Here is a 23,381-nt window from a genome sequence, read left to right on the forward strand (position 1 = left end):
AATACCCCACCCCCAACCCCTCCCCTTGCTAAGGGGAGGGGAGACAAAGCGTAGCTTTGGCGGGGTGGGGTTCTTATTTTTGATTTATGCAACAATCCGCGCCGCTGCATCAGCAGCATGGGTAAACTTCCAGTTCATGCAAATATCACCAGCTGCATAAATTTTGGGATTGGTCGTCTGGAGATAATCGTTTACCTTCACACCTTGGCGCTGATCATATTTTACCCCCACTGCTTCTAAATTCAGACCTTCCACATTTGGCGATCGCCCCGCACATACTAAAATTTCATCTACTGTTACCGAATCTCGATGACCATTGGAGGAAAAGTAAAGCCGTTTCCCCTGAGTAACTGTTACCACTTCTTCCAACTTGGAATTTAGTACCACGCGAATTCCTTCGCTAATCAAAACCTTTTGGAGAATTTCAGCAGCTTCAACGTCTTCTTTATTGAGAAGATGAGAACCGCTATAGAAAAGTACCACCTCAGAACCCAAACGACGGAATGCACCCTATAGAAACCCCCAGCTTCTACCATTGCTGTAAAACTGAAACCGTCCAAAGCCGAGAAATTGTCCGTGGGAATTTTCACCCACTGGGAACGCTGTCACACCTAGTAAATAGACACCAGAAAAGCTCGGATTCTTCACAGGGCGGAGGGCGATTGTGACTGTCTGGCCTGGAGTCACAGGTGGATCAAAGTTCACAGTAACTGTTCGTGTCTTGCGTTCGCTGGTGACTGCGCCTAGTGTAAGTCGCGTTTCTTTGCGATTGCTTTTTCCGACAAAGGCGTAGGTATCATTAAGATCGTAGCGGATGTTTTCTGATCCCTCCCTCTGGGCGATCGTTACCTTCTGGAGGGATTCTCCAGCATTATCGGGCAGGTTAATGGTAAAATAATAAGTTGCGCCCCAAACATTCACATCTTTGTAAGTAGTTGTCGCGTTAACAAGTTTCGGCGGTTGGACAAAGTAGACTATGCCATCTCTAAGCTGCACAGCTTGAGTCACCGGAATGGCAACTCCTGCAATGCTTATTCCTAACGAGAGTGTTATCCCAAACAAAGTTGCAACACGCATGATTCAGATATAAAAAACGCACTCATTTCAATTTTAGTTCTTTGGGAATGAGTGACTTAGGAATGATAGAAGCTTGTTTTTCCGAATTAGAAGATTTCGTGTACCACCAAGCCCAAGCAATTAAAACTGCTTGGAAGGGAAGCCTGATTACATGTACCCAAGGTGAATTTGGTATATGTTCTAACTTAATATGATTAACCGCCATGTTGATATTGGCAGGGTAAACCGCAATAAAAAGAGCAATAAGTCCCCAAGCAGCAGCTTGACTTACAGGCGGGACTAATAAGCCGATACCACCCAAAATTTCATAAAAGCCACTGAGATAAACTAACCCTAAAGGGTAAGGAAGTTGCGGTGGCATAATTTTGACATAAGGTTCTGGAATAATAAAGTGTGTCGCTCCAACCACAATGATGCATATAGCAAGGACGACACGTAATATTTCCTTATACTTATTCATCGGTTTTGCCTGATTATATACTTGTCCCTATTACTTCAGTTTGGTTTATGAATGTTAATCTGTCTTGAGTCAATAGGAGTAAAAATCGGCAAAATTTTCTAAGAAACCACTTAGTCCAGAGATTCATCTAATTGCCCATCACATCTTACAGCTATGTGAGCGATTCTTTAATGCTCACATAGCTAACAATTATTCATAAAAAATATGAGCGATGCCTTTAGCCGACTTGCACCTTTCATCCAAGAATATATTTATCATCACCAGTGGACTGAATTGCGTCCAGTTCAAATTGCCGCTTGCCAAGTTATATTTGACACTGATGCTCATTTGCTAATTACTGCTGCAACCGCTGCGGGTAAAACAGAAGCAGCCTTTCTGCCAGTTTTGACTTTATTACATGCCAACCCGGCTGCAACTATAGGAGTATTATATATTAGTCCAATTAAAGCTTTGATTAATGATCAATTTGAGCGTCTCAACGACTTACTGAAAGAAGCAGATATTCCAGTTTGGCGCTGGCATGGTGATGTTTCTCAAAATCGAAAAAATAAGCTTTTAAAGAATCCTCAAGGCATTCTCCAAATTACACCAGAATCTCTAGAAAGTTTGTTAATCAACAAAAATAACGATTTACTTCACTTATTTGGTGATTTAAGATTTGTGATCATTGATGAAATTCATGCCTTTATGGGTTCAGAACGCGGTTGTCAAATTATTTCCCAATTACAACGTTTAACACAGTTGACACAAAAACAACCGCGCCGTATTGGTTTATCGGCGACTCTGGGTGATTATTCAACAGCTGAAACTTGGTTATGTTCTGGAACAGAGAAGTCAGTAATTACACCGCAAATTGACGGGATAAAACGCCAAATCAAATTAGCTGTAGAACATTTTTATATTACTGATGAAGTAGATGAATCAGAAACAACAGCTTATGAACAATATATTTTCAACCTCAGCAAATCTCGCAAATGCCTGATATTTGCTAATAATCGCACACAGACCGAATCTGTAATCGCATCTTTGCGACAAATTGCCACAGAACAAAAACTACCAGATATATATCATGTGCATCATGGGAGTATATCTGCTAGCTTGCGACAAGCAGCTGAAAATGCGATGCGTGAACCCAACAATCCAGCTGTTACTGCCGCCACACTGACTTTAGAATTAGGCATAGATATCGGTTATTTAGAGCGAATTATTCAGTTAGAATCACCCTTGTCTGTAGCTAGCTTTTTACAGCGCTTAGGACGTAGTGGCAGAAGAGGTGAAGCTGCCGATATGCGCTTTATCTGTGCTGAAGATAAACCATTATCAGAAGCATCTCTACCAGAGCAAATCCCCTGGCAACTTTTGCAGTCTATCGCTATTATTCAACTTTATTTAGAGGAACAATGGATTGAACCAATTAGACCGATTAAATACCCTTTGAGTTTGCTTTATCACCAAACAATGAGTATTTTAACAGCAACGGGGGAAATTTCACCTAATGCCCTAGCTAAACAAATTTTTAATCTGTCAAGCTTTGCTGCTATTTCCAAAGAAAACTTCCAATTATTGCTCCGCTATTTAATTGACATTGGTCATATTCAGCATACTGAACAAGGTAAATTAATCCTGGGTTTGGCAGGAGAAAAGGTTGTGAGAAAATTTCAGTTTTATGCTGTCTTTGCTGAACAGCAAGAATATATTGTTAAGCAAGGTACAACGGAAATTGGTAGTATCGTCACGCCGCCTGCTGTTGGCAATCAATTTGCTTTAGCTGGGAGAACTTGGGAAGTCGTAGAAGTTGACTTTAAAAAGAAGGCTATTTTTGTTAAACAAGCCGAGGGGAAAGCTAGTATTTATTGGCGTGGTAGTGGTGGCACTATTCATAGCAAAGTTCTGCAACGAATGCAGCAAGTTTTATTTGAAAATGTCGAGTATAGTTACTTGCAAAAAAATGCTTTGCAACGTTTACGTCAAGTTCGCCAATTGGTGCAGCAGGTTGGATTAGATAAACAAAATATATTACAATTGGAAAAAGGTAAATGCTGCATTTTTCCGTGGATGGGTACGGTTGCTTATCGCACCTTAGAAAGATTACTCAACTCCCACTGTCGAGAATCGTTGGAAATTACAAGTATTGGCGGAGTAAATCCCTATTATTTAATAATTAAGTTAGGCAAGGATAAATTTAAATATCTTTATCATGAAATTGCTTCCTTATGTGAACAAAGAATTAGCTCAGAAGATTTAGTCAATAGTTCAGAAGCACCGGAAATTCAAAAGTATGATCAATTTATTCCTCATCCACTTTTACGGAAAGCTTTTGCTAGCGATTATTTAGATATCAGAGAACTCAAACAGCAAGTGGCACTCTGGAGAGAATGAACAAGAGCACAAATTCCTCTGGATGAAACACATGGTAGAGGCACAGCAATGCTCATTGGTGTTAAATTAACGTAAAAGCGAGTATAGAAAGAGCTTTTAGAGATTGTCTCGTTTGTTTCGTTCCCAGTCTCTGACTGGGAATGCCTATGAGAGGCTCCGCCTCAAGACTTGCGGCAGAGCCGCAATTGAAGAGCATTTCCAGCCAGAGGTTAGAAACGAGGTTCTACTTCCCAACGAGTCATGATATTCTCTAGCTAATAATTCTGCCGGGAATTTTTCAATATCTAACAAGCGAGTAATCAATCGGTATGTGATTTGTTCACTAGGGTTTTCTGGATGCTCAAGAGTATATTCAATAACCCTTACTATGAGCGGTTGACAACCCTTTTTTCGTAATCTTCCCGATGGGTAAATCCACGATAGATAAAAGCCGCTTTGCAGAGGTTACGCTATAGGATTGCTATATAATTCCTAAAAACCATAAGTAGGTAATCCAGTAACATCAGTTTGGAGAGCAAACAAATCACCAGAGGAGAAGCTTTTTTCGATCTCTGCTTGGCTGAGTCCAACTGAAGCAGTGGTAATGTAAAGTGTTTGCAAATCTTCGCCCCCAAAAGTACAGCTAGTTGGCAATTGCACAGGTAGCTTTATCCGCAATATCTCTTCACCTTTGGGATTGAAACGAATCACACACCATCCATCCCACATAGCTGACCAAATATTTCCTTTACTGTCTATTGTCAAACCATCCGGGTAGAAGGATTCATTAGTTAAATCAACACAAATACGGCGATTACTAATATTTCCTGTTACTGAATTAAAGTCGTAAGCGTATATTTTTTTATGGGGAGAATCTGTCAAGTAAAACGTCTTTTCGTCAGGACTCCACCCCAAACCGTTAGAGACAGTCAATCCCGTTTCCATCACATGCAATGAACCATCATTGTCATAGCGATAGAGGCTAGCATGAGGTTTTTCCAAAGAAGACATTGAGCCAAACCAAAAGCGGCCTTGAGAGTCGCATTTGCCATCATTAAAGCGATTATTTGGCAGATTTGATTCAATTTCCAAGATGGGGGTAACTACACCTGTCTGAGTATTGAGGAATACCAGGTGATCACGCAGCGCCATAATTAATCTATCTGCACCTGCTGTTGCGATCGCACCGACGACATCTCCAACATCAAAAAAGCTGTTTTTCCCCGTGGCAGGATGAAACTGATGCACCCGATGGTTATAAACATCGACCCAGTACAGGAGGTTTTGGGTAGAGTCCCAGATGGGGCCTTCACCTAAGCGGGCACGGGCTTCTAGAACATTGTGGAGGGGATATTGCAACTCGTTCATCTTATCACCTAATAACACCATTTATAGAAAATAATTTCAGTGAAATTGATGCAATCCGTTAACCTCTGCCTTACCAATACACAACAGTAAAAATTTTCCTTCCTATTCAAGGAAAAACTAAAGACGTGAGGAATTGCATCTTTCTAAAGTAAAATAAAAGATTCTATCTTTTGACTAAGGCTCAGATTCCCGACTTTTTAGAGAAGTCAGGAATCTTGTTGTTAAACAGCTTGTAAAATCTCCTCATCTACAGAAAAATCTACTTCGGCTTTGTCTTTTGCATTAGCCAAATAATCATTTTCCAGAGAGTCTTGTAACCCAGAAATCAAATCATATTCAGGTTGCCAGTTTAATTCTGTTTGCGCTTTGTTCACCGAAGCAAAGAAATGCTGCACTCGCATCGGAAAAGCTTTGCGCTTGCCGAAATCAAACTTTTTCGGGTCGTAATGGACGATTTTTACAGCATCAGGTGATTTACCAGCAGCTACAGCACTAGCATGGGCTAGACCATCAAAAGTGACAAAGCGATCGCCAGAGATGTTATAAATCTGTTTTATTGCTTGTTCATTACCCAAAACCTGAGTCATTGCCTTTGCTAAGTCTTTTACATGACCTAGCTGTGTGATATGCAAGCCATTTCCGGGGATAGGAATGGGGCGATCGCGCACAATTCTATCAAAAAACCAACCTTCCAACTCATTATAATTACTAGGACCGTAAATATAAGTAGGACGAATAGAGGTAAAGGGCAATCCCAATTGAGTCAGGTAAGCTTCTGTTTCATGTTTACCCTTGTGGCGACTTTTAGGATCTACTGGATCACCTTCTACATGGGGCAATTGGTCAGATTTGAGATACACGCCCGCAGAACTCATATACACAAAATGTTGCACCCGGTCTTGAAAAATCTCTGCTAATGGTTGAGTATCAGTAAGTTCCCGTCCGTTATTGTCAAAAATGACATCAAAATTTTCTTGTGATAACTTTGCTTTTAATTGGGTAACATCCGTGCGATCGCCTATAATTTGTCCTACTCTCTGTAAAGAAGGTGCTGGCCGATTCCCACGATTGAACAGCACCACCTCGTGTCCTTGTTCTACTAGTAGTTGAGTCAAATAGACACCAATGAACCGAGTACCACCGATAATTAGAATTCGCATAAATTCCCCATTCCTATGTCAGTTGTCGTCAAAGGATTGGGAATTGGGACTGGGGAAAAGGCAGAAGGGCAAAAGAAGAATAAAAATGCCCAATCCCCAATCCCCAATGCCCAATCCCCAATTTGAGGTTATCAGGTTGCAGCATCCATCTGGAACCTCTGAGGGAAAGATTCGTCTTATGTGCTAATCTGCGGCGCTTCCCGTTAATTAATCGGGGAAACTTTTCAGTTAACCTCATCAAGTTGACCTTTGTATTTTCCATTTATTCAAGTTAGCTGTGCCCTTGAAATATGCTCTGGTTCATGAGTGGCTGACACCCAAAGCCACCGGTGGTTCAGAACTCGTTGTCCGAGAAATTTTGAATCATATTGATGCTGATTTGTATGCCCTCATCGATTTTGAATCCAGCAATAGAGAAAGTTATTTATATAAGCGTCAGATTGGCAAGACGTTTCTCCAGAACTTTCCCTATGCTCGCAACGGTATACAAAAATACTTGCCAATGTGGCCTTTGGCAATTGAACAACTTGATTTGCGGCATTATGACATAATTTTGTCTTCATCCCACGCTGTTGCCAAAGGAATCCTTACCACTCCCGAACAGATGCATATTTGTTACTGTCACAGCCCTATGCGCTATGCCTGGGACTTGACCTTTGATTATCTGCGCCACAGCAAAATCGGTAGTGGCTTACCTGGGTGGGTGACGCGATATTTATTACATCGTTTGCGCCAGTGGGATGTATTAAGTGCCAATCGAGTTGATTACTTCATTGCCAACTCGCAACATACAGCTCGGCGGATTTGGCGTTGCTATCGGCGAGAAGCAACAGTCATTTATCCACCAGTGAATATTGCGGAATTTCCATTTCTGTCTGAGAAAGAGGACTTTTACCTGACAGTTTCTCGATTAGTGAGTTATAAGCAAGTATCGTTGATTGTCAAGGCTTTTAATCAACTAAAACGACCATTAGTAGTCATTGGTACAGGAGATGAAATGAAAAAGATTCGCGATATGGCAAACTCCAATATCCAAATACTAGGATGGCAACCCGATAATGTGGTAAAAAAATATATGTCTAGGGCTAAGGCGTTTGTGTATGCAGCTTGTGAAGATTTTGGTATTGCCCTAGTGGAAGCACAGGCCTGTGGCACGCCGGTGATTGCCTACGGTGCAGGAGGTGCTCTAGAAACAGTGCGAGATATTCGCTCTTGTGGGGATACAGGGACAGGTATATTTTTCAAGACGCAAACAGAGGCGGCTTTGGTGGAGGCAGTAGAAAAGTTTGAAATGTATGAAGGTTCGTTCAGTTCCGAGTATATGCGATCGCACGCCGCGCAGTTCTCACCGCAAATCTTTGCAGATCGTTATCTAGATTTTGTAAACAAGTGCAACGAAAAAAGACCGTTTTTGGAATGATGATGTTGGTTAATGTCTTATTTTTTTAGGCTTTTGGCAATTTCCCCCCAGAAGAACCTCATTTTGGCTTTAATATTGGGACTATGTGTGGTGTGGATTATTAAGGAGTATGATGACTGCCCAGAGCTCACTCCTCTCCGGCAAGCGAGGCGTACGGCAAGACACTAGAGCGTCTACGCGTACTTTCTTAAAACGCGGTCAAAAAACAAAGACGCCAAAAGTTAAACCTAAAGGTTTATCTTTTCAGGGTTTAAACGGAGAGTTTGTCAAACGACTGTTCGATATAGTGTTTTCGCTGTCAGTGTTAATTTTGTTCTTCCCCGTCTACTTAATCTTGGCTTTGCTGATTGCCCTCAGTTCTGAAGGTCCAATTTTTTATGTCCAGGAACGGGTAGGGAAAAATTACAAGGCGTTTAATTGTATTAAATTCCGAACAATGGTGAGCAATGCAGACGAAATCCTCATGCAAATGATGGAAACATCGCCCCAGTTGCGACAAGAATTTGAAAGCAGTTTTAAGCTGAAACAAGACCCCAGGATTACCAAAATTGGTCGATTTTTGCGAATTACTAGCTTAGACGAATTTCCCCAGTTCTGGAACGTTTTAAAAGGGGACATGAGTGTAGTCGGTCCCCGACCTTTAGTAGCAGAAGAACTGCCAAAATACGGTTGTCACATTGATCAGATTTTAACAATCCGTCCAGGAATTACTGGTTTGTGGCAGGTGTCTGGGCGTAATGACATTCCCTATCCTCGGCGAGTCCAAATAGACCTGCATTATGTCAAATTTAGGAATTTATGGCTTGATTTATGGATTATCTTGAAAACTGTTGATGTAGTCATTCTGCCCAAAAATAACGGGGCATATTGAGTAAGTACTTAGGGTCGATTCTGTGGCACAGTTAATGCCCCTAAGTACCAATTATCACCGTAAAACTAAACCAATATTTATCTTTGTTTATATAGTTATTTATCTATATTTATGCCGTTCTACCTAACTCAGACTTCTCTGAGTGTGCATCTGTGGCTCGTTTTGCTTTTATTCAGATTTTTGCCAAAAGTTTAATTTAAAATATTTATTTTATTCAGTCTTCACAAAACTAGAGATATATGAAGTTTTGACAAAAAACAATGTATATACTACAGAATTTTCATCTATCTGGTAAAAGAAAAAATATACATAATTAAACAATCTTCATTTATCTAAGGTTGATATAACGTGTTAAATTAATTTTTATTAAGTATATTTATTTATGGAAAAAGTCTTCTAATAACAAGAAATCGTATGTTTCCCATTAGGCAATTCAGCAATTAGCTGCTAGGTTGTATAAGATTGACTGTAACTTTTTAATCAAAGACAATAGGGGATAATTGAGGATGACGCAACAGAAACGAGCGTTGATTACTGGTATTACTGGTCAAGATGGTTCATATCTGAGTGAGTTTTTACTGGAACAAGGTTATGAGGTTCATGGCATTATTCGCCGGACTTCTACCTTCAATACAGACCGCATCGATCACATTTACGAAGACCCCCACAAAGACGGAGTGCGGTTGTTTCTTCATTATGGTGACTTGACAGATGGTACGACGTTGCGGCGTATTTTAGAAGACGTCAAGCCAGTAGAAATTTACAACCTGGGCGCTCAATCCCATGTCAGAGTCAGCTTTGATTCACCAGAATACACAGTAGATGCTGTAGGAATGGGGACACTGCGTCTGTTAGAAGCAATTCGGGACTACCAACAGCGTACCGGAATTCAGGTGCGATTTTACCAGGCGGGTTCTTCTGAAATGTACGGTTTAGTACAAGCAGTACCTCAAACTGAGACAACACCCTTTTATCCCCGCAGTCCCTATGCCTGTGCGAAAGTTTATGCCCACTGGCAAACTGTAAATTATCGTGAGTCCTATGGTTTGTTTGCTTGTAATGGCATACTTTTTAACCATGAGTCACCAAGACGGGGTGAAACCTTTGTAACCCGCAAAATTACTAGAGCTGTGGCTGGTATCGTTGCTGGGAAGCAGAAAAAAATTTACATGGGTAATCTAGATGCCAAGCGAGATTGGGGCTATGCCAAAGATTACGTCAAAGCAATGTGGTTGATGGTGCAGAAAGACCAGCCAGACGATTACGTAATTTCTACTGGTGAAACCCACTCGGTGCGAGAGTTTTTGGAACTGGCATTTAGTTACGTAAATCTCAATTGGCAAGATTATGTAGAGTTTGATGAGCGTTACCTGCGTCCATCTGAGGTAGAGTTATTGATTGGCGATTCTACCAAAGCACGGCAGAAGTTGGGCTGGACACCATCAGTAACCTTTGAAGAATTAGTTTCCCTAATGGTGGAAGCAGACTTACAAGCATTGGGTCATACTTCACCTAATGGAAATGGTTCGCAATTTCAACATGATATTGCAACTATTCGTCAACAACTGGGCGCTTTGCACTTCTGATTCACACCACAGAGGATAAAAATATGACCGCCTTAGAATTAAAAAATAAACGCATTCTCGTCACTGGTGGGTCAGGGTTTCTAGGTCGTCAGGTGATAGATAAACTGGGTAAAGCAGGGGCTGATCGTGAGAAGATTACAATAGTGCGATCGCGCGATTGTGATCTGCGTGTCTGGGAAAATAGCCAACGTGCAGTTGACCAACAAGACATAATTATCCACTTAGCAGCTCATGTCGGTGGCATCGGTCTGAACCGCGAAAAACCCGCAGAGTTGTTCTACGATAACTTGATCATGGGAACCCAGCTAATTCACGCTGCCTATCAAGCCGGAGTAGAAAAATTTGTTTGTGTTGGCACAATCTGTGCATATCCTAAATTCACTCCAGTGCCATTCAAAGAAGATGATCTTTGGAATGGCTACCCAGAAGAAACCAACGCCCCCTACGGAATTGCTAAAAAAGCACTTTTAGTCCAATTGCAATCTTATCGCCAGCAGTACGGTTTTAATGGAATTTACCTACTGCCAGTGAATTTATATGGCCCAGAAGATAACTTTGACACTGGAAGTTCCCACGTCATTCCAGCATTAGTTCGCAAAGTTCACGAAGCCCAAATTAAGGGAGAAAAGCAACTTCCAGTTTGGGGTGATGGTAGTCCCACCCGTGAGTTTCTGTATTCAGAAGATGCAGCGCGGGGGATTGTTATGGGGACTGAATTTTATAACGAATCGGAACCAGTTAACTTGGGAACAGGTGATGAAATCTCCATCCTTAATTTAGTAACTCTAATCTGCGAATTGATGGAGTTTAAGGGTGAAATTGTCTGGCAAACTGATAAGCCTAATGGTCAACCTCGCCGCCGTTTAGATACTGAACGGGCAAAGCTTGCCTTTAATTTCACAGCTCAGGTGGGCTTTGAAGAAGGGTTAAAGAATACGATTGAGTGGTATCGTCAACACGCTGCATAACGATGTACTGGTGAATGTAGGGTGGTATAAGCTGGGCAATGCCCAGCTTATTTGTTTGACACTATAAATTTTCATGGACATAGTTAATCATCAACTAAATAAAGCAGAACTACGCCGCACTCTACTCAAAACACGTCAATCAATGTGCGTTCAAGAGTGGAGAAAAAAAAGCGATGGCATTTGCTCTCATTTACAAAACTCTACTTTGTTCAGCCAAGCAAAAACAATACTCGCTTATTTCAGCTTTCGCCAAGAGCCTGATCTCAGTCCACTATTTACAGACAGCAAATACCGTTGGGGATTTCCTCGCTGCGTTGATAAATCCCTACGTTGGCATATTTGGCAGCCTAACAATTCTATCCAAAGCGGCGCTTATGGCATTCCTGAACCGCACCCCGACGCTCCAATATTAGATGCTGCTGAAGTAGATTTGATTCTCGTCCCCAGTGTAGCTTGCGACTATCAAGGATATCGTTTGGGTTATGGCGGCGGATATTACGATCGCTTGCTCAGTTTACCGCAGTGGCAGACAAAGCCGACTATTGGAATTGTCTTTGATTTTGCCTATTTGTCCCAAATACCTATTGAGCCTTGGGATAAACCACTACAAGCTGTTTATACGGAGCTTGTGGTGAGACATAATTTAATTTTCAGAAAAGATAATTTCCCTTATTAATCAAATGCTGAACTGGAAAAAATCACGATCGCAAATTCTGCTAATGTATGCGCTATTGGGAGCGATCGCACTGGTGATGCTCTTCCCGTTACTATGGCTAATTAGCACAGCTTTGAAATCGCCTACGGAAAATATTTTTCAGTCGCCGCCACAGTTGTTGCCTACCTCACCAACACTAAATAACTTCTTTAGTGTCTGGAACTCTCTACCTTTTGGACAATACTTATATAACAGTACTTTGGTGTCAGTGCTGACTGTCGGCTTAAATCTGCTGTTTTGCGCTTTAGCTGCCTATCCGTTGGCAAGATTGTCGTTTGTCGGGCGAGACTGGATTTTTGTGGCGATAATCTCCACGATTATGATTCCCTTCCAAATCGTGATGATTCCCCTTTATATTTTGACAGTCCAGTTGGGTTTGATAAATACTTATTTAGGGATGATTTTTCCGAGTTTAGCTTCTGCCTTTGGCATTTTTCTGTTGCGCCAAGCTTTCATGAGTGTCCCCAAAGAAATAGAAGAAGCCGCCCGAATGGATGGCAGTTCGGAGTTAGGTTTATGGTGGCATGTGATGTTACCAGCAGTTCGCCCAGCACTGGTAACTTTAGCTATTTTTGTATTCATTGGAGCTTGGAGTGACTTTTTGTGGCCTCTAATTGTCATTCAAGACGAAAATTTATACACTCTTCCCTTGGGAGTTGCAAAGCTAGTCGGTACATTTTCCCTTGACTGGCGGTTAGTAGCTGCTGGTTCAGTGATTGCGATCGCCCCAGTATTATTACTATTTTTGTTTTTACAACGTTACATTGTACCTACGGAAACTGGTAGCGGGGTCAAGGGTTAAACGGGTGCAAGTAGCAGCAAATTAATAAGCACCAGTCTTTTTTAATACTACCCAGATAGTTTTAACAATCAGACTCAAGTCGTAAGTTACAGACCACTTCTGTTGATAATCTATATCCATCTTGACAATGGTTTCAAAGTCTTTGATGCTCGAACGACCATTAGCCTGCCATTCTCCGGTAATACCTGGTTTGACTCGCAATCTATCCCAGTGATGTGGATCGTAATGCGTGACTTCATCAGGAGTCGGTGGACGAGTACCAACTAAACTCATGTCCCCTACTAGAACATTCCAAAATTGGGGAAATTCGTCCAAGCTAGTACGCCGCAAAAATTTACCCACAGGAGTAATCCGAGGATCGTCAACAGATTTAAAGATGTGACCTTTGGCTTGATTTTCGACCAAATGCTTGAATTGATCGGCATCGACGATCATAGAACGGAATTTCCACATCCGAAAAGTTTTTCCGTTCAAACCGCAGCGCATTTGGGAATAAAATATTGGACTTGGTTGATGAATGACGGTAGCAATTGCTACGATAATTGTTATTAAAAATGTAATCATCAGCCCCACAATGGCTCCGATAATGTCAATTAATCGTTTAGCCACACTTACAGTTGAGGGATGCAAGGGCTGTTGTGAGCAATTGACTGAATAAAGATAAAGTTCATTCACAAGGGCTAACTTATCTACAACAGGACTTTTTGTATCAGTAGTGTAGACATGGACATAATTTTGTTGATCCGATTTTTACTGCTTTGACCATTTCTACTGAGTGTTAACATACACAAAAATCAGACCAAAAAAAAACCGAAAACTCAAAATTTACAGAATCTTTCAATTAAGATGATAAATTATAAATTTCCAGTATTTTTCCATAAAGAATACTGATATGGTTCACAACCAATAACTTCTAGGTAAACAGTAGTTTTCCTCAGAAAATTACGCATTGTAGCTGGGAAATTTTTAGAAAGCAGGTTGTCCTGAAGTAATAATACCGCTTTGTAGAATTCAAAATTAAAAATGCTTACCTCACAAGCATTTTTAATTTTGAGTAGTATCGTTATTTACACTGTGATCAACTAGTCTCAATGATCAACCTCTAAAGCGAAATTCACCGTATATGGTTCCTCCAATGATTGCTGATTACTAGCCTTAATTGCATCTAAGTAGCGACGCAAAGACAACAGTTGTTGGGAATTGGGACGATAAGTGAGACTCCCTTGTTTTTCAAAAAGTGGGGCTGTAGCGATCGCCTGATAGTCAGGATTTTCTTGTGAACCCTGAGTGAGCCAGGTTGATTCTGTAACTGAAGGTATCAAACCCGAAGGCAGTTCACCTTCCAAAAAAGCCAGCAGCCGTTGCTGACAAGTGCGAGTATTGATCCCACGACCCTCAAATAACTGGATAACTTCACCAAAAGATAAGGGTCGATCTGGTAGCAGCCGCAGCAATTCTGTAAACAGGAAATAATCAGTGTATTGTTGCCTGGGTACATCTAATATTTGGGGATGCAGAGGCAGCATCGCCAATCCATAAGCAACCCGACTACAATTGGGAGCGCCGTTTTCGCCAAGATATAAATCTTGAATAATCTTAGCGTTGGGGAGTTTTTGCCGTAACCAGCGGTTTACCGTTCCGATACAAGCCACTCCACCAGTCAGGATCGCTTGATTAATTGCTTCTGTAGGGATGCCACGAGCTACCAATAACTTGTTAAGTTCTCGGTTCAGGCGGCGCACAAACGGGATAAATACCTGACTTTCTAAGTCTCGTCGCTGCAAAATCCACTGATGATCGGCCAATTCCAGGGTAAAAGAGTCTTGGTGTTGCAAAATCAATTTTAGGGCAAGTGCGGCATCCAATACTGCCTGTCCCAGCAGAGAACTTTCTAGACGCTGTTGGAGGCGAATCCGAGCGGTGATATCTGGTTCCCCGACTCTAGGTAGTTCTAATTCTTCCAACCCTAAACTCTGCCAACGCATTTGGTCTAAACCGGGAATTGATGGTTGCCATTGCCAAGGATTACTAGTAATAGTTTTGCGCTCGCTTTGTGTTTGAGAGCGTGATTGCCGAGATTTGGGTGGCAATAGCAGCTGGCAGATAATATCTTGTTCAATTCCCTTGCCAGCATAGGCAAAACTGTGGAGCATGAAATCATTGTATGTCAATTGCAGCAATGTTTCTGGTATATCTACCAGCAACATTTCTGTGGCAGTTGTCCCAATGTTAATCACCAGGGTGTTGCCAACAATGGGATGTTCGCTGGTTTTCGCCGGATGAGAACCCTGATGTTGGCTTAATTTTATTTGCTCACCATTAGCAGCATCGAGTTCCGGGAGTAGACTAGCGATCGCTTCTTCCACAAAAAAGACTTGCTGCGGATGTTGGATGAGTTTGCTGGTGAGCAAAGCTTCCCGCACATTAAAGCGGTATTGTTCCGACCAGGTAGATGGGCAGGTGCAAATCACACCAGCAATATTATTGATAATCTGCGGAAAATTTTGTTCGCTGATCCCAACAGCAGCAGCCCTTAAACTAGGGGTGGTACTAGTCTGATCGGATTTGAGGGTTAATAGTAGCTTAGAGAGCGATCGCACAACCCAAATCAAAGGCCCTGCCGAAAATTCATTTAATTGCAAAACAGGTTCCCATTTTTGCCGTTCACTCTTGTAGGGAATGGCTACTTGTAAATAGGGCTTCAACTGCGCCGAGTAAAGATTATTTTTCGTCGGATCTGCTGTTGATCTAGGTGTTGCCGGAGTGGTAGCTGAGTGGTCAGGCACTTTATCTTGAGCAACAGCCGCAGGCGCTATCTGCTCATGTGTTTCGATACTTTCATTTTCACTGTGGGGTACAGAAGCTGTAGGCAGATAGACCTCTGTTGGTAAACGAAATGATTGCTGAAAGGAACTTGTTCCTGGCTGATTTTCTGCTGACCAGTAGATAGGATGTACAACAAAAGTCGAGCGATTTAATAATGCGGCAGAAATTCCTGTTGTACCTAAATCAATTCCTAAATACCAAACTGATTCTAGAACATTAAGCGAAACTTCTGGATTGGTGATGGAGTCGGAAATTGAAGGTAAAGAACTGTCTTGAACAGGAGTTGTGACTTCCTTTTTTTTTTCAGTTTCTACCTGGGGAACTACCAAACTGGAGAAAGCAACAGTTGAGGTGTTTTCTGCTGTTTGGATATTTTCTGTTTGCGGTTCAGGGGAAGTTGTGGGGATTGGGTCTTGAGTTTTAGCAATTAGTTCGGAGAAAATATCCAAGTTTATAGCTGGCTCCGACTCAGAATTTAGCTGCTGATCAAAATTAGCCAAATCCCGATCTAATTGTTGCAACTGTTCTTCATCTAAGGAAATATCAGGTAAGATTTGAGCCTGGTTTGACTCTAAAGAAAGTAAGTTTTCTTGCGGTGAAGCAGCAATGTAGTTATCTAAAAACGGTTCTGGCTGCTCATCGTTATTTAATACTTCCGATGTGGCGATACCTTCTATAGCCTTTGCCAACGGAATTTCTGCTACTTCTGGAGTAACTGGTGCTGTAGCTGTCGCATTATCCACAGAAGATGATACTTCCGGCAGTTGCTGATCACTACCTGCATCAGCCAATAGCTCAGTTAGGGTATTAATTGTATCAACACTATCTGGCTGAGTGTCGAGTTGTAACAAGGAACTGTCTGTTTGTGGCACAGAGTTGCGAAGAGGCGAGTCTAGCTCAGTATCCTCTTCAAAAAGTGGTTCTGACTGTGGTTCTGATGAATTTGTGGTTTCTACTGGAGTCTGTTGAGTTGTTTGTGGGTGAGTGTTGCTCAGATCCAACAAATCCATTTCTGGTGTCATAACCGCAGAATCCGCGGTTGCAGGCACAGGTGGACTCTCAGCGATGTTCAACGTTGATGGGGAGGCTGGGGAAGCAAATAAGTCATTTGTGACAACCTCAAGACTTGGGTTATTAACATCACCAGTACTAAACAAACTGGCGTAAAGCTGGTCTACTTCATCACCAATTAATGCAGAAATATCTTGCGGTAATTCGGTCGGGGTTTCAGAAGATTGAGACGAGTCTAAGCCAAGCTGCAACAGCACTGCATCTAAATCCTCTGTGAGGGTAGTATCCTGTTGCTCAAAATTAATTGTGGGTGAAGATGAAGTTTCTGGCTGGATCGGCTCCAAGGGTTGGGGCGCAACTTCAGTACTGATCTCGGCTGGGTTTGCCAATGATGGTGGTGTCTCAGATTCTCCCCCAAGGAAAGATGGCTGGGAACTAGGGGATTGTTGCTGCAAATGCTGGGTGAAATTGTTGAGAAAACTAGTCATCAACTGTTCGCCTTGCATTCCCTTGCTATGCATTCTTGCCAGTGCTTGCGACAGCGACTCGTCATAAGTATTAATGTTGCGCTGTAGTGCCTCAAAGACTACATTCACCGTTCCATCTAGCGATAATAAACGTTGATCCAACTCTCTGGCCAGCTGGGTTAACTGCTGCACGCGGTCTGGAGATTCTAATAAAGGTTGAGTTCCAGAGGTTGCGTGATTAATTCCTCCTAAAGAACTGGTGGAATTTTCCCCCGTCTGTGCTGTCAGTGGCGTTAAAGTTGGCACAAGGCGACTCATGAGTACCTGTAAAAACTCGGTAATTATTTGCTCCTGATTTGTCAACTGCTGCGCTAGAGAGTAGTTTTGCAAACGCTTTTGTTCTAGCTGGCGAATTTCCTGGATGAGACTGGCTCGCTCTTGCAAGAGCAATTCTAATTCCGATCGCAATGGCTCTATCAAGCTCGAAAATTCACTTTTTAATTGTCCTACCTCAACACTACTCTCTTCCTGACTGAATTCGAGCGGCGGTAGTGCATACTGGTTATAACCATGATCAATAAATTTTGTTAATAAAGGCGATGGCGGTTCTTCAGAAGACTGATTTGGGATGCCGCTCTCTAATGCTTCTTTTTCTTGTAGCCTTACCAAGAAGTTGCGAATTCGCTCTAGAACCTCTTTAGGCTCTTGCGTCTGACCAGGCAGAAATCTAGACAGGCGCTTACCAGCGCTGGCAAGTAAGTTGTCAATGTCTGCGATCAGTTTTTGAATTTCATCTGCACTGGAAGTCACTTTTATCACCTTACCTAAAAACGTATGTTAACTAATGTAACAATTCCTTTCCAATCACCGTACCCTTACTCCTGTGGGGATCTTGCTACACGTAGCATCGACCATAGGAGAAGTTTTGAGTGGCAAAAGCCGCTGCTTGGATTTGTGACTTTCATTATGTTATGGATTACTGGGAGTCGTGGCAATCTTCAGTCAGCATTTGTTTAAGAAGCTTAGTTTTGCAGGTCATTGGTTGCCTATTTTTGAAAATTGCTAAAATACCTGAGCAATAATTTACTCCCTTTAGTATCATTAATGTTGTTTGCCTATATTCTTAACTAATCAAGTTTGCAGTGCAGCTAGCCCCTAAGCAATACAACCGCCGGCTATAAACTACTTTTTGCAAAACTTTTACCCCATTTAAACTTATAGGTAAAGATTATTTATAAAAACGTTCTTGTCGCTTTCTTATGTAGCATAGTTAGTTTTCCCTTTGAAAGGGGGCTGTGCAATGATAGCTTAGGATATAAAATGGCGCTCTTGTTTGTTGTGTGTACATAGCAGCTTGAATAAAGATGTCGTAATGGAAGACCGATATAGCTTGCAAGCACAGGCTCATCCCTGGATGATCACATCGGCTCCCTTTTTTCAAGGGTTGCCAAAAACTGCTGTGGAATCAGCCCTCATTCATCTTGTCACCCGCACTCACCCAGCCAATCAGGTGATTCTCCTGGAAAATGACTGGGGTGGTTCTGTGTATTTTATTATGGACGGATGGGTAAAAATTCGCACCTACAATCTGGAAGGAAAAGAGGTAACGCTGAATATTCTTGGCAAAGGGGAATTGTTTGGTGAAATGGCGGCGCTAGATGAAGTACCTCGATCGACAGATGTGATTACCTTAGCCCCGACAATAATTGGCAGTATGCCTGCTCAGGATTTTATCAAGTTACTTCAGATAGAACCCTTGGCGGGAGTTCGATTAGCGCAACTAATGGCACGACGTTTGCGGCAAGTAAATCGCCGATTGCGGTTGCGGGAATCTGATAGCCAGTCACGAGTGGCAGATACGTTGCTATTTTTGGCAGAAGGACAGGGAAAAAAAGGGCAAACAGGAACCGAAATCCCCAATTTACCTCATCGGGAATTGAGTAGTTTGAGCGGACTGGCGCGGGAAACTGTCACACGAGTATTGACAAGGCTAGAAAAAAAAGGGTTGATTAAACGGGATCAAGACAATATTTGTATTCCCGATTTGTCAGCCTTGGAAAGAATGATCGTGTAAAGTACCAGATATGAGTATTTTAGATTCTCTGCCAGATGAGCCGCAGGAAGATCCATCCCCTGAATCTCCAACTCCCCGCAATCATTGGTTAGATAAAGAACAGCAATTAACGCCTCCTCAACTCAAGGCTGATGCGCCCTTGAGAATGGTGGAAACGGCATTTTTAGCCAGTACCGCTAGCTTGATTTGGTTTATTAATTTCTATTTTCCCTTGGGGCCAGTTTTACGGATATTTTTTCCGGTGCCGATCGCTCTAGTTTATCTGCGTTGGGGCAAGCGGGCGGCATGGATGGCAGCACTCACCTCCGGGTTACTGCTGACGGTACTGATGGGACCAGCCCGCAGTTTGCTGTTTGTCATGCCCTACGGGTTCATGGGCGTGCTTTTGGGGGCGACGTGGTATCGTCGTGTTCCCTGGATTGTTTCTATCACGTTGGGTACACTTTTGGGTACTTTGGGAGTCTTTTTTCGGCTGTGGTTGCTGTCTGTTTTGTCAGGTGAAGACCTGTGGATTTATGTGATTACCCAGGTGACTGAATTCATTGAGTGGGTATTTTTGAAGCTGAGTTTATTGGCGAGTCCCAGTGTATTTTTGATTCAAGTGGGAGCGATCGCTCTAATTGTACTCAACAACTTTATCTATCTTTTTGTGGTACACCTGGCAGCATCGTTTCTTTTTGACCGCCTGGGCAATTCCATTCCCCGTCCACCACGCTGGGTGCAAGTCCTCATGGATTATGAAGGATAGTGACCAATTGCGAGTTAGGAGTTATGAGTTAAACTCCTAACTCACAACTCCTAACTCCTAACTTTTTAAATGATTAGTATTTATACCCAAGAAGAACAGGGTGAAGAATGGCTACGACGGTATCGTGGTTGTCTACCCGTATTTGCCTGTGTTTTAGGATTTACTGAAACTGGTTTAATTCCAGGAATTTCAGCGGCTGGTCGGACTCCAGAGGATCGAAAATATACTGCTTGTGCCGATGCCGAGTTTTTGTATTACGGCCCAGAACATAAGCCGCAATATCCCCTACCACCATTAACGGCTGGGGCTTCACCTGTATTGATTTCTCGCGCTGTTTTGGAGTCACTAAAGATACCAGTTCATTTGTTTAATGCTGGTTTACCTCAGCCTCCTGCTGTGCCAGTGATTGATTTAGGTGGCGCTCCTGCTAGATGTTTAAGTGGAGGTGCTGCTATGGAAATCACAACGGTACATTATTTGTTTGAACAAGGGTTACTTTGGGGAGAACGTCTTGCTACCAATATCAAACAGGGGTATCTGATTGTCGGTGAATGCGTGGTTGGAGGCACTACAACTGCCCTGGCAATTTTAACTGGTTTGGGTATAGAAGCTGCCGGAAAAGTTAACAGTAGCCACCCTGTTTGTAACCACGCGCAAAAGTGGGCACTAGTGCAAACTGGGCTGGAGCAGGGAGAGATAAACTTCCAATCTCCAATCCAAAATCCAAGTTGCGCTGTCAGCGCACCTTTGGTGCAACCTAAAATCAAAAATTCTATAGATCCTCTAAAACTCGTTGCTGCTGTGGGTGATCCCATGCAGGTGGTGGTAGCTGGGATGGCGATCGCTGCTAGTCGTAGTTGTGGTGTAATGCTTGCTGGTGGGACGCAAATGCTGGCGGTTTATGCGCTGATAAGTGCGATCGCTCAAACTTACGCTTTATCATGGCAACCAGAAGCAGTAGTTGTAGGCACAACCCGCTGGGTGGCAGAAGATCCTACTGGGGCTACGGTTGACTTAGCTCTCAACTTAGGAAAAGGCAGCTTAACTCAGAGTGGAGGAATCCCTCCCCTACTAGCAACTCATCTGAGCTTTGCTGATTCTCGTTATCCCCAACTGAGAGCTTATGAGCAAGGCTTTGTAAAAGAAGGTATGGGTGCTGGAGCCGCTTGTATAGCCGCCCATCTTAGCCAAGATTGGCAGCAAAGCCAACTTTTGGCAGCGATTGAAGCCCAACTTGAACGGCTAAGTACAGCATTTGATTAATTCGTAGCGAATTAAATTTGGCAGGACTCTGCGCCCCTACCAAAGTTATAAGTGGAGGTTTTCTAGGATCATACTTCTCTGTGCGTTTAAAAACGCTACCATTTTATGCAAAGCTGTACTGAACCCAATCAACTCAGAGTTTTCAAAGGAAGTAATTTTATAACTACCTTTTGGCAATATACCTTTAGGTAGAGTTGTAGGGTTGTCAGAGATACCTTGCGTTGGTACATCCAACTCTTCATCAGTAGCGATATCTACGCCAAATGCTTGCCAACGCTACTGAGGAAGGATGCTTGAAATTAGCCTGAAACTAGTTGTTTTTCTGATCCACACCCTCAGAAATTTGGACAGTGCTTAAAACGGAGATAGGCCGAGATAGTTGGATAAATACTACTTGCAGGCAAATAAAAAGGAGAATCGTCATTAGACCTCTTGCATAAGTCGAATAGACCCCCCTTAATCCCCCCTTATAAAGGGGGGAAACTTGAAATCTTGCCCCCTCCCCTTCCCTTCATAAGGGGAGGGTTGGGGAGGGGTGATTCAAGGATTTTTGCAAGAGGTCTATTAAAAATTCGTAATCCTCAAGAACGATATCCTCATCGGTGGCAACGGTAATAATAGCCTCTATGGAGGAACTGGTACTGATACCTTTGTTTTTAATAATATTTTCAATTATGGAAGCGTTCATAAGATTTATGACTTTAACGCGACTAATGAACTGATTCAGATATCGGCTACTGGTTTTGGTGGCGGGTTATCAATAGGTTCACTTCAGAAAAATCAGTTTACTCTCGAAACATCTGCAACCACTAGCGAAGACCGATTTATCTACAATAGCACTACAGGTTCATTATACTTTGACCGAGATGGTAGTGCAGGTACGTTTACTCAGGTACAATTTGCACAACTGTCTGCTGGGTTGTCATTAACCAACAATAATTTTATGGTTGTTTAATCACGATTAGCGCTCTATCAACGGTCAGTTCGCTGATTTCCAAAAAAAGATAAGGAATTAAGTTGCTACAAAGCTGAAGTAGTAAGCTTTTGGGGACTTCCAAAAGTAACTGTTCAGGGGCGTAGGAGAACGATCGCATCGCAAACAATGGCAATCAAAATATGATAATCGGAGAACATGACTGAGCGCTGCATCTAGGGCTTTTACGCTTCCAGGGAAGAAAAAATTGGCGACTTCTAATCATCAAGAAATTGATGCAGCTACATATCAAACAAATACCAACTATTGAACACACTATTACATAGATATATGTAAGAGTATGTTTCACTTTTTTATCAATTTGATAGCTGGATTAGTTGCTTATACTTAGGACTTACGCAAAAATTGCCAAAAAGCTTAATTTATCGAACCGCCAAGACGCCAAAAGCGCCGAGAATTCGTAGAGTGTCCGTAAGTCCTAATACTTAATATATGCCCACAAAGCCATCACTCGACATTGAACCTAAAGGCTTGTGTTTCCTACCTCCAGCCATTTTTTTTATTCGTTAAACTTAGGTTAAATTTAATGAATTCTCTCTCTAAGTAATTGTTCTTCTAAAGCAGCAATGCGATTGTATGCTGCTGTTAATTGTGCTGTCAGTCGTTGTATTTGAATTTCTGGTGTTATGTTATCTCCGCATTGACGATGCATGTCTAGATAAATGCCATCTGTCAATACATCCTTGTGTTCCATTTCTGGATTTAAGCTGATACGTCCTTTGAACTGGTAGGCTCCAGCCACGTGATTTTCCTGATAATTATCCTTTGCTTGTGTATTTGCTAAAGAACACTCTGAGAAAGCTTGAGTGACTTTACCATCAAGCTGCTCAATTACTTGGCATAGGGCATCCAGTTTTTTGCTTAAAGTTAGGATCTGCTGCTGTAATAGCTCCATTTAATACCTTTATCCGTACATTTTCTATATGTTATTCAATTTACTCCCAATCTTAACAATACTTATGAATTATTTAAGTATTGATAATTTTTGGGGAAAATGTGACATTTAAATCAATACTTCTAAATATAAGTAAATATTTACTACAAGCAGCACTAAGGAAATTTATTGGGAAAAATTAATGCTTAGGCAGTTATTCGCCGAAAAACTCGCTAATTTGAGTTATAGCAATCGCCAGTATTGTTAGGACGAAAGTTGTAGAACATGCTCTATGGCGTCCCGTAAACAATCAAAGGCATCCAGACATTTGCGGATGCG

At 42.1% G+C, this 23,381-nt stretch carries 18 protein-coding genes and 2 pseudogenes; 11 read left to right on the top strand and 9 right to left on the bottom strand.

The window, feature by feature from the left end; translation table 11 throughout:
* Positions 1 to 90 precede the first annotated feature (90 nt).
* The 3 genes and pseudogenes from V7K35_RS05575 to V7K35_RS05585 all read right to left on the bottom strand — a co-directional run.
* Positions 91 to 507: pseudogene (locus V7K35_RS05575) on the bottom strand (FAD-dependent oxidoreductase); the annotation flags it as partial.
* Positions 508 to 510: 3 nt separating this feature from the next.
* Complete coding sequence (locus tag V7K35_RS05580) at positions 511 to 1,077, bottom strand: DUF2808 domain-containing protein (protein ID WP_335077068.1); 567 nt, start codon at positions 1,075 to 1,077, stop codon at positions 511 to 513.
* Positions 1,078 to 1,099: 22 nt separating this feature from the next.
* Complete coding sequence (locus V7K35_RS05585; protein ID WP_335077070.1) at positions 1,100 to 1,537, bottom strand: DoxX family protein; 438 nt, start codon at positions 1,535 to 1,537, stop codon at positions 1,100 to 1,102.
* 204 nt (positions 1,538 to 1,741) lie between these two features.
* On the opposite strand from V7K35_RS05585, the gene V7K35_RS05590 reads away from it, so the two are divergent.
* Positions 1,742 to 3,916, top strand: coding sequence for a DEAD/DEAH box helicase (locus V7K35_RS05590; RefSeq protein ID WP_335077072.1), 2,175 nt, complete (start codon positions 1,742 to 1,744; stop codon positions 3,914 to 3,916).
* Between the two features lie 221 nt (positions 3,917 to 4,137).
* Here V7K35_RS05590 and V7K35_RS05595 read toward each other — a convergent pair.
* From V7K35_RS05595 to V7K35_RS05605, 3 genes and pseudogenes are all read right to left on the bottom strand, one after another.
* A pseudogene (locus tag V7K35_RS05595) lies at positions 4,138 to 4,360 on the bottom strand (IS4 family transposase); the annotation flags it as partial.
* Between the two features lie 27 nt (positions 4,361 to 4,387).
* Positions 4,388 to 5,263 carry an SMP-30/gluconolactonase/LRE family protein gene (locus tag V7K35_RS05600; protein WP_335077074.1) on the bottom strand — a complete coding sequence of 292 codons (876 nt, stop codon included), beginning with the start codon at positions 5,261 to 5,263 and terminating at the stop codon, positions 4,388 to 4,390.
* A 221-nt stretch (positions 5,264 to 5,484) separates the two neighbouring features.
* Positions 5,485 to 6,423 carry an NAD-dependent epimerase/dehydratase family protein gene (locus V7K35_RS05605; protein ID WP_335077076.1) on the bottom strand — a complete coding sequence of 313 codons (939 nt, stop codon included), beginning with the start codon at positions 6,421 to 6,423 and terminating at the stop codon, positions 5,485 to 5,487.
* Between the two features lie 277 nt (positions 6,424 to 6,700).
* Here V7K35_RS05605 and V7K35_RS05610 point away from each other — a divergent pair, with 277 nt between their 5' ends.
* From V7K35_RS05610 to V7K35_RS05635, 6 genes are all read left to right on the top strand, one after another.
* Positions 6,701 to 7,843, top strand: a complete 1,143-nt coding sequence (locus V7K35_RS05610) for a glycosyltransferase (protein ID WP_335077078.1) — start codon at positions 6,701 to 6,703, stop codon at positions 7,841 to 7,843.
* 112 nt (positions 7,844 to 7,955) lie between these two features.
* Positions 7,956 to 8,714, top strand: a complete 759-nt coding sequence (locus V7K35_RS05615; RefSeq protein ID WP_334794598.1) for a sugar transferase — start codon at positions 7,956 to 7,958, stop codon at positions 8,712 to 8,714.
* 506 nt (positions 8,715 to 9,220) lie between these two features.
* Positions 9,221 to 10,300 carry a GDP-mannose 4,6-dehydratase gene (gene gmd / locus V7K35_RS05620; RefSeq protein ID WP_334794590.1) on the top strand — a complete coding sequence of 360 codons (1,080 nt, stop codon included), beginning with the start codon at positions 9,221 to 9,223 and terminating at the stop codon, positions 10,298 to 10,300.
* Between the two features lie 23 nt (positions 10,301 to 10,323).
* Positions 10,324 to 11,268 (top strand): GDP-L-fucose synthase family protein, encoded by a 945-nt coding sequence (locus tag V7K35_RS05625; RefSeq protein WP_335077080.1) that lies wholly within the window; start codon positions 10,324 to 10,326, stop codon positions 11,266 to 11,268.
* A gap of 73 nt (positions 11,269 to 11,341) precedes the next feature.
* Positions 11,342 to 11,944, top strand: coding sequence for a 5-formyltetrahydrofolate cyclo-ligase (locus tag V7K35_RS05630; protein WP_335077081.1), 603 nt, complete (start codon positions 11,342 to 11,344; stop codon positions 11,942 to 11,944).
* A 4-nt stretch (positions 11,945 to 11,948) separates the two neighbouring features.
* Positions 11,949 to 12,785: a carbohydrate ABC transporter permease gene (locus tag V7K35_RS05635; RefSeq protein WP_335077083.1), complete on the top strand. Its 837-nt coding sequence runs from the start codon at positions 11,949 to 11,951 to the stop codon at positions 12,783 to 12,785.
* Positions 12,786 to 12,806: 21 nt separating this feature from the next.
* Here the strand turns inward: V7K35_RS05635 and V7K35_RS05640 are convergent, their stop codons facing one another.
* Both V7K35_RS05640 and V7K35_RS05645 read right to left on the bottom strand, forming a co-directional pair.
* Positions 12,807 to 13,460 carry a sugar transferase gene (locus V7K35_RS05640; RefSeq protein WP_334794586.1) on the bottom strand — a complete coding sequence of 218 codons (654 nt, stop codon included), beginning with the start codon at positions 13,458 to 13,460 and terminating at the stop codon, positions 12,807 to 12,809.
* Positions 13,461 to 13,873: 413 nt separating this feature from the next.
* Positions 13,874 to 17,899 (bottom strand): hypothetical protein, encoded by a 4,026-nt coding sequence (locus V7K35_RS05645; protein ID WP_335077085.1) that lies wholly within the window; start codon positions 17,897 to 17,899, stop codon positions 13,874 to 13,876.
* Positions 17,900 to 18,461: 562 nt separating this feature from the next.
* Between V7K35_RS05645 and V7K35_RS05650 the strand changes: the two genes are divergently transcribed.
* The 4 genes from V7K35_RS05650 to V7K35_RS05665 all read left to right on the top strand — a co-directional run bounded on the left by V7K35_RS05650 (position 18,462) and on the right by V7K35_RS05665 (position 22,129).
* A complete protein-coding gene (locus V7K35_RS05650) occupies positions 18,462 to 19,163 on the top strand; it encodes a Crp/Fnr family transcriptional regulator (RefSeq protein ID WP_334794584.1) in 702 nt (233 codons plus the stop codon).
* 10 nt (positions 19,164 to 19,173) lie between these two features.
* Positions 19,174 to 19,911: a DUF2232 domain-containing protein gene (locus V7K35_RS05655; protein ID WP_334794583.1), complete on the top strand. Its 738-nt coding sequence runs from the start codon at positions 19,174 to 19,176 to the stop codon at positions 19,909 to 19,911.
* A 69-nt stretch (positions 19,912 to 19,980) separates the two neighbouring features.
* The gene (gene cobT, locus V7K35_RS05660; RefSeq protein WP_335077087.1) at positions 19,981 to 21,174 is read left to right on the top strand and encodes a nicotinate mononucleotide-dependent phosphoribosyltransferase CobT; all 1,194 of its coding nucleotides are present in this window, start codon (positions 19,981 to 19,983) and stop codon (positions 21,172 to 21,174) included.
* A 592-nt stretch (positions 21,175 to 21,766) separates the two neighbouring features.
* Positions 21,767 to 22,129, top strand: a complete 363-nt coding sequence (locus tag V7K35_RS05665; RefSeq protein WP_335077091.1) for a hypothetical protein — start codon at positions 21,767 to 21,769, stop codon at positions 22,127 to 22,129.
* A 562-nt stretch (positions 22,130 to 22,691) separates the two neighbouring features.
* Here V7K35_RS05665 and V7K35_RS05670 read toward each other — a convergent pair.
* Positions 22,692 to 23,063, bottom strand: coding sequence for a hypothetical protein (locus V7K35_RS05670; RefSeq protein WP_335077089.1), 372 nt, complete (start codon positions 23,061 to 23,063; stop codon positions 22,692 to 22,694).
* Positions 23,064 to 23,381: the final 318 nt, after the last annotated feature.

Origin of the sequence: Nostoc sp. (assembly GCF_036917275.1) — a bacterium.
Classification (GTDB): Bacteria; Cyanobacteriota; Cyanobacteriia; order Cyanobacteriales; family Nostocaceae; genus Nostoc.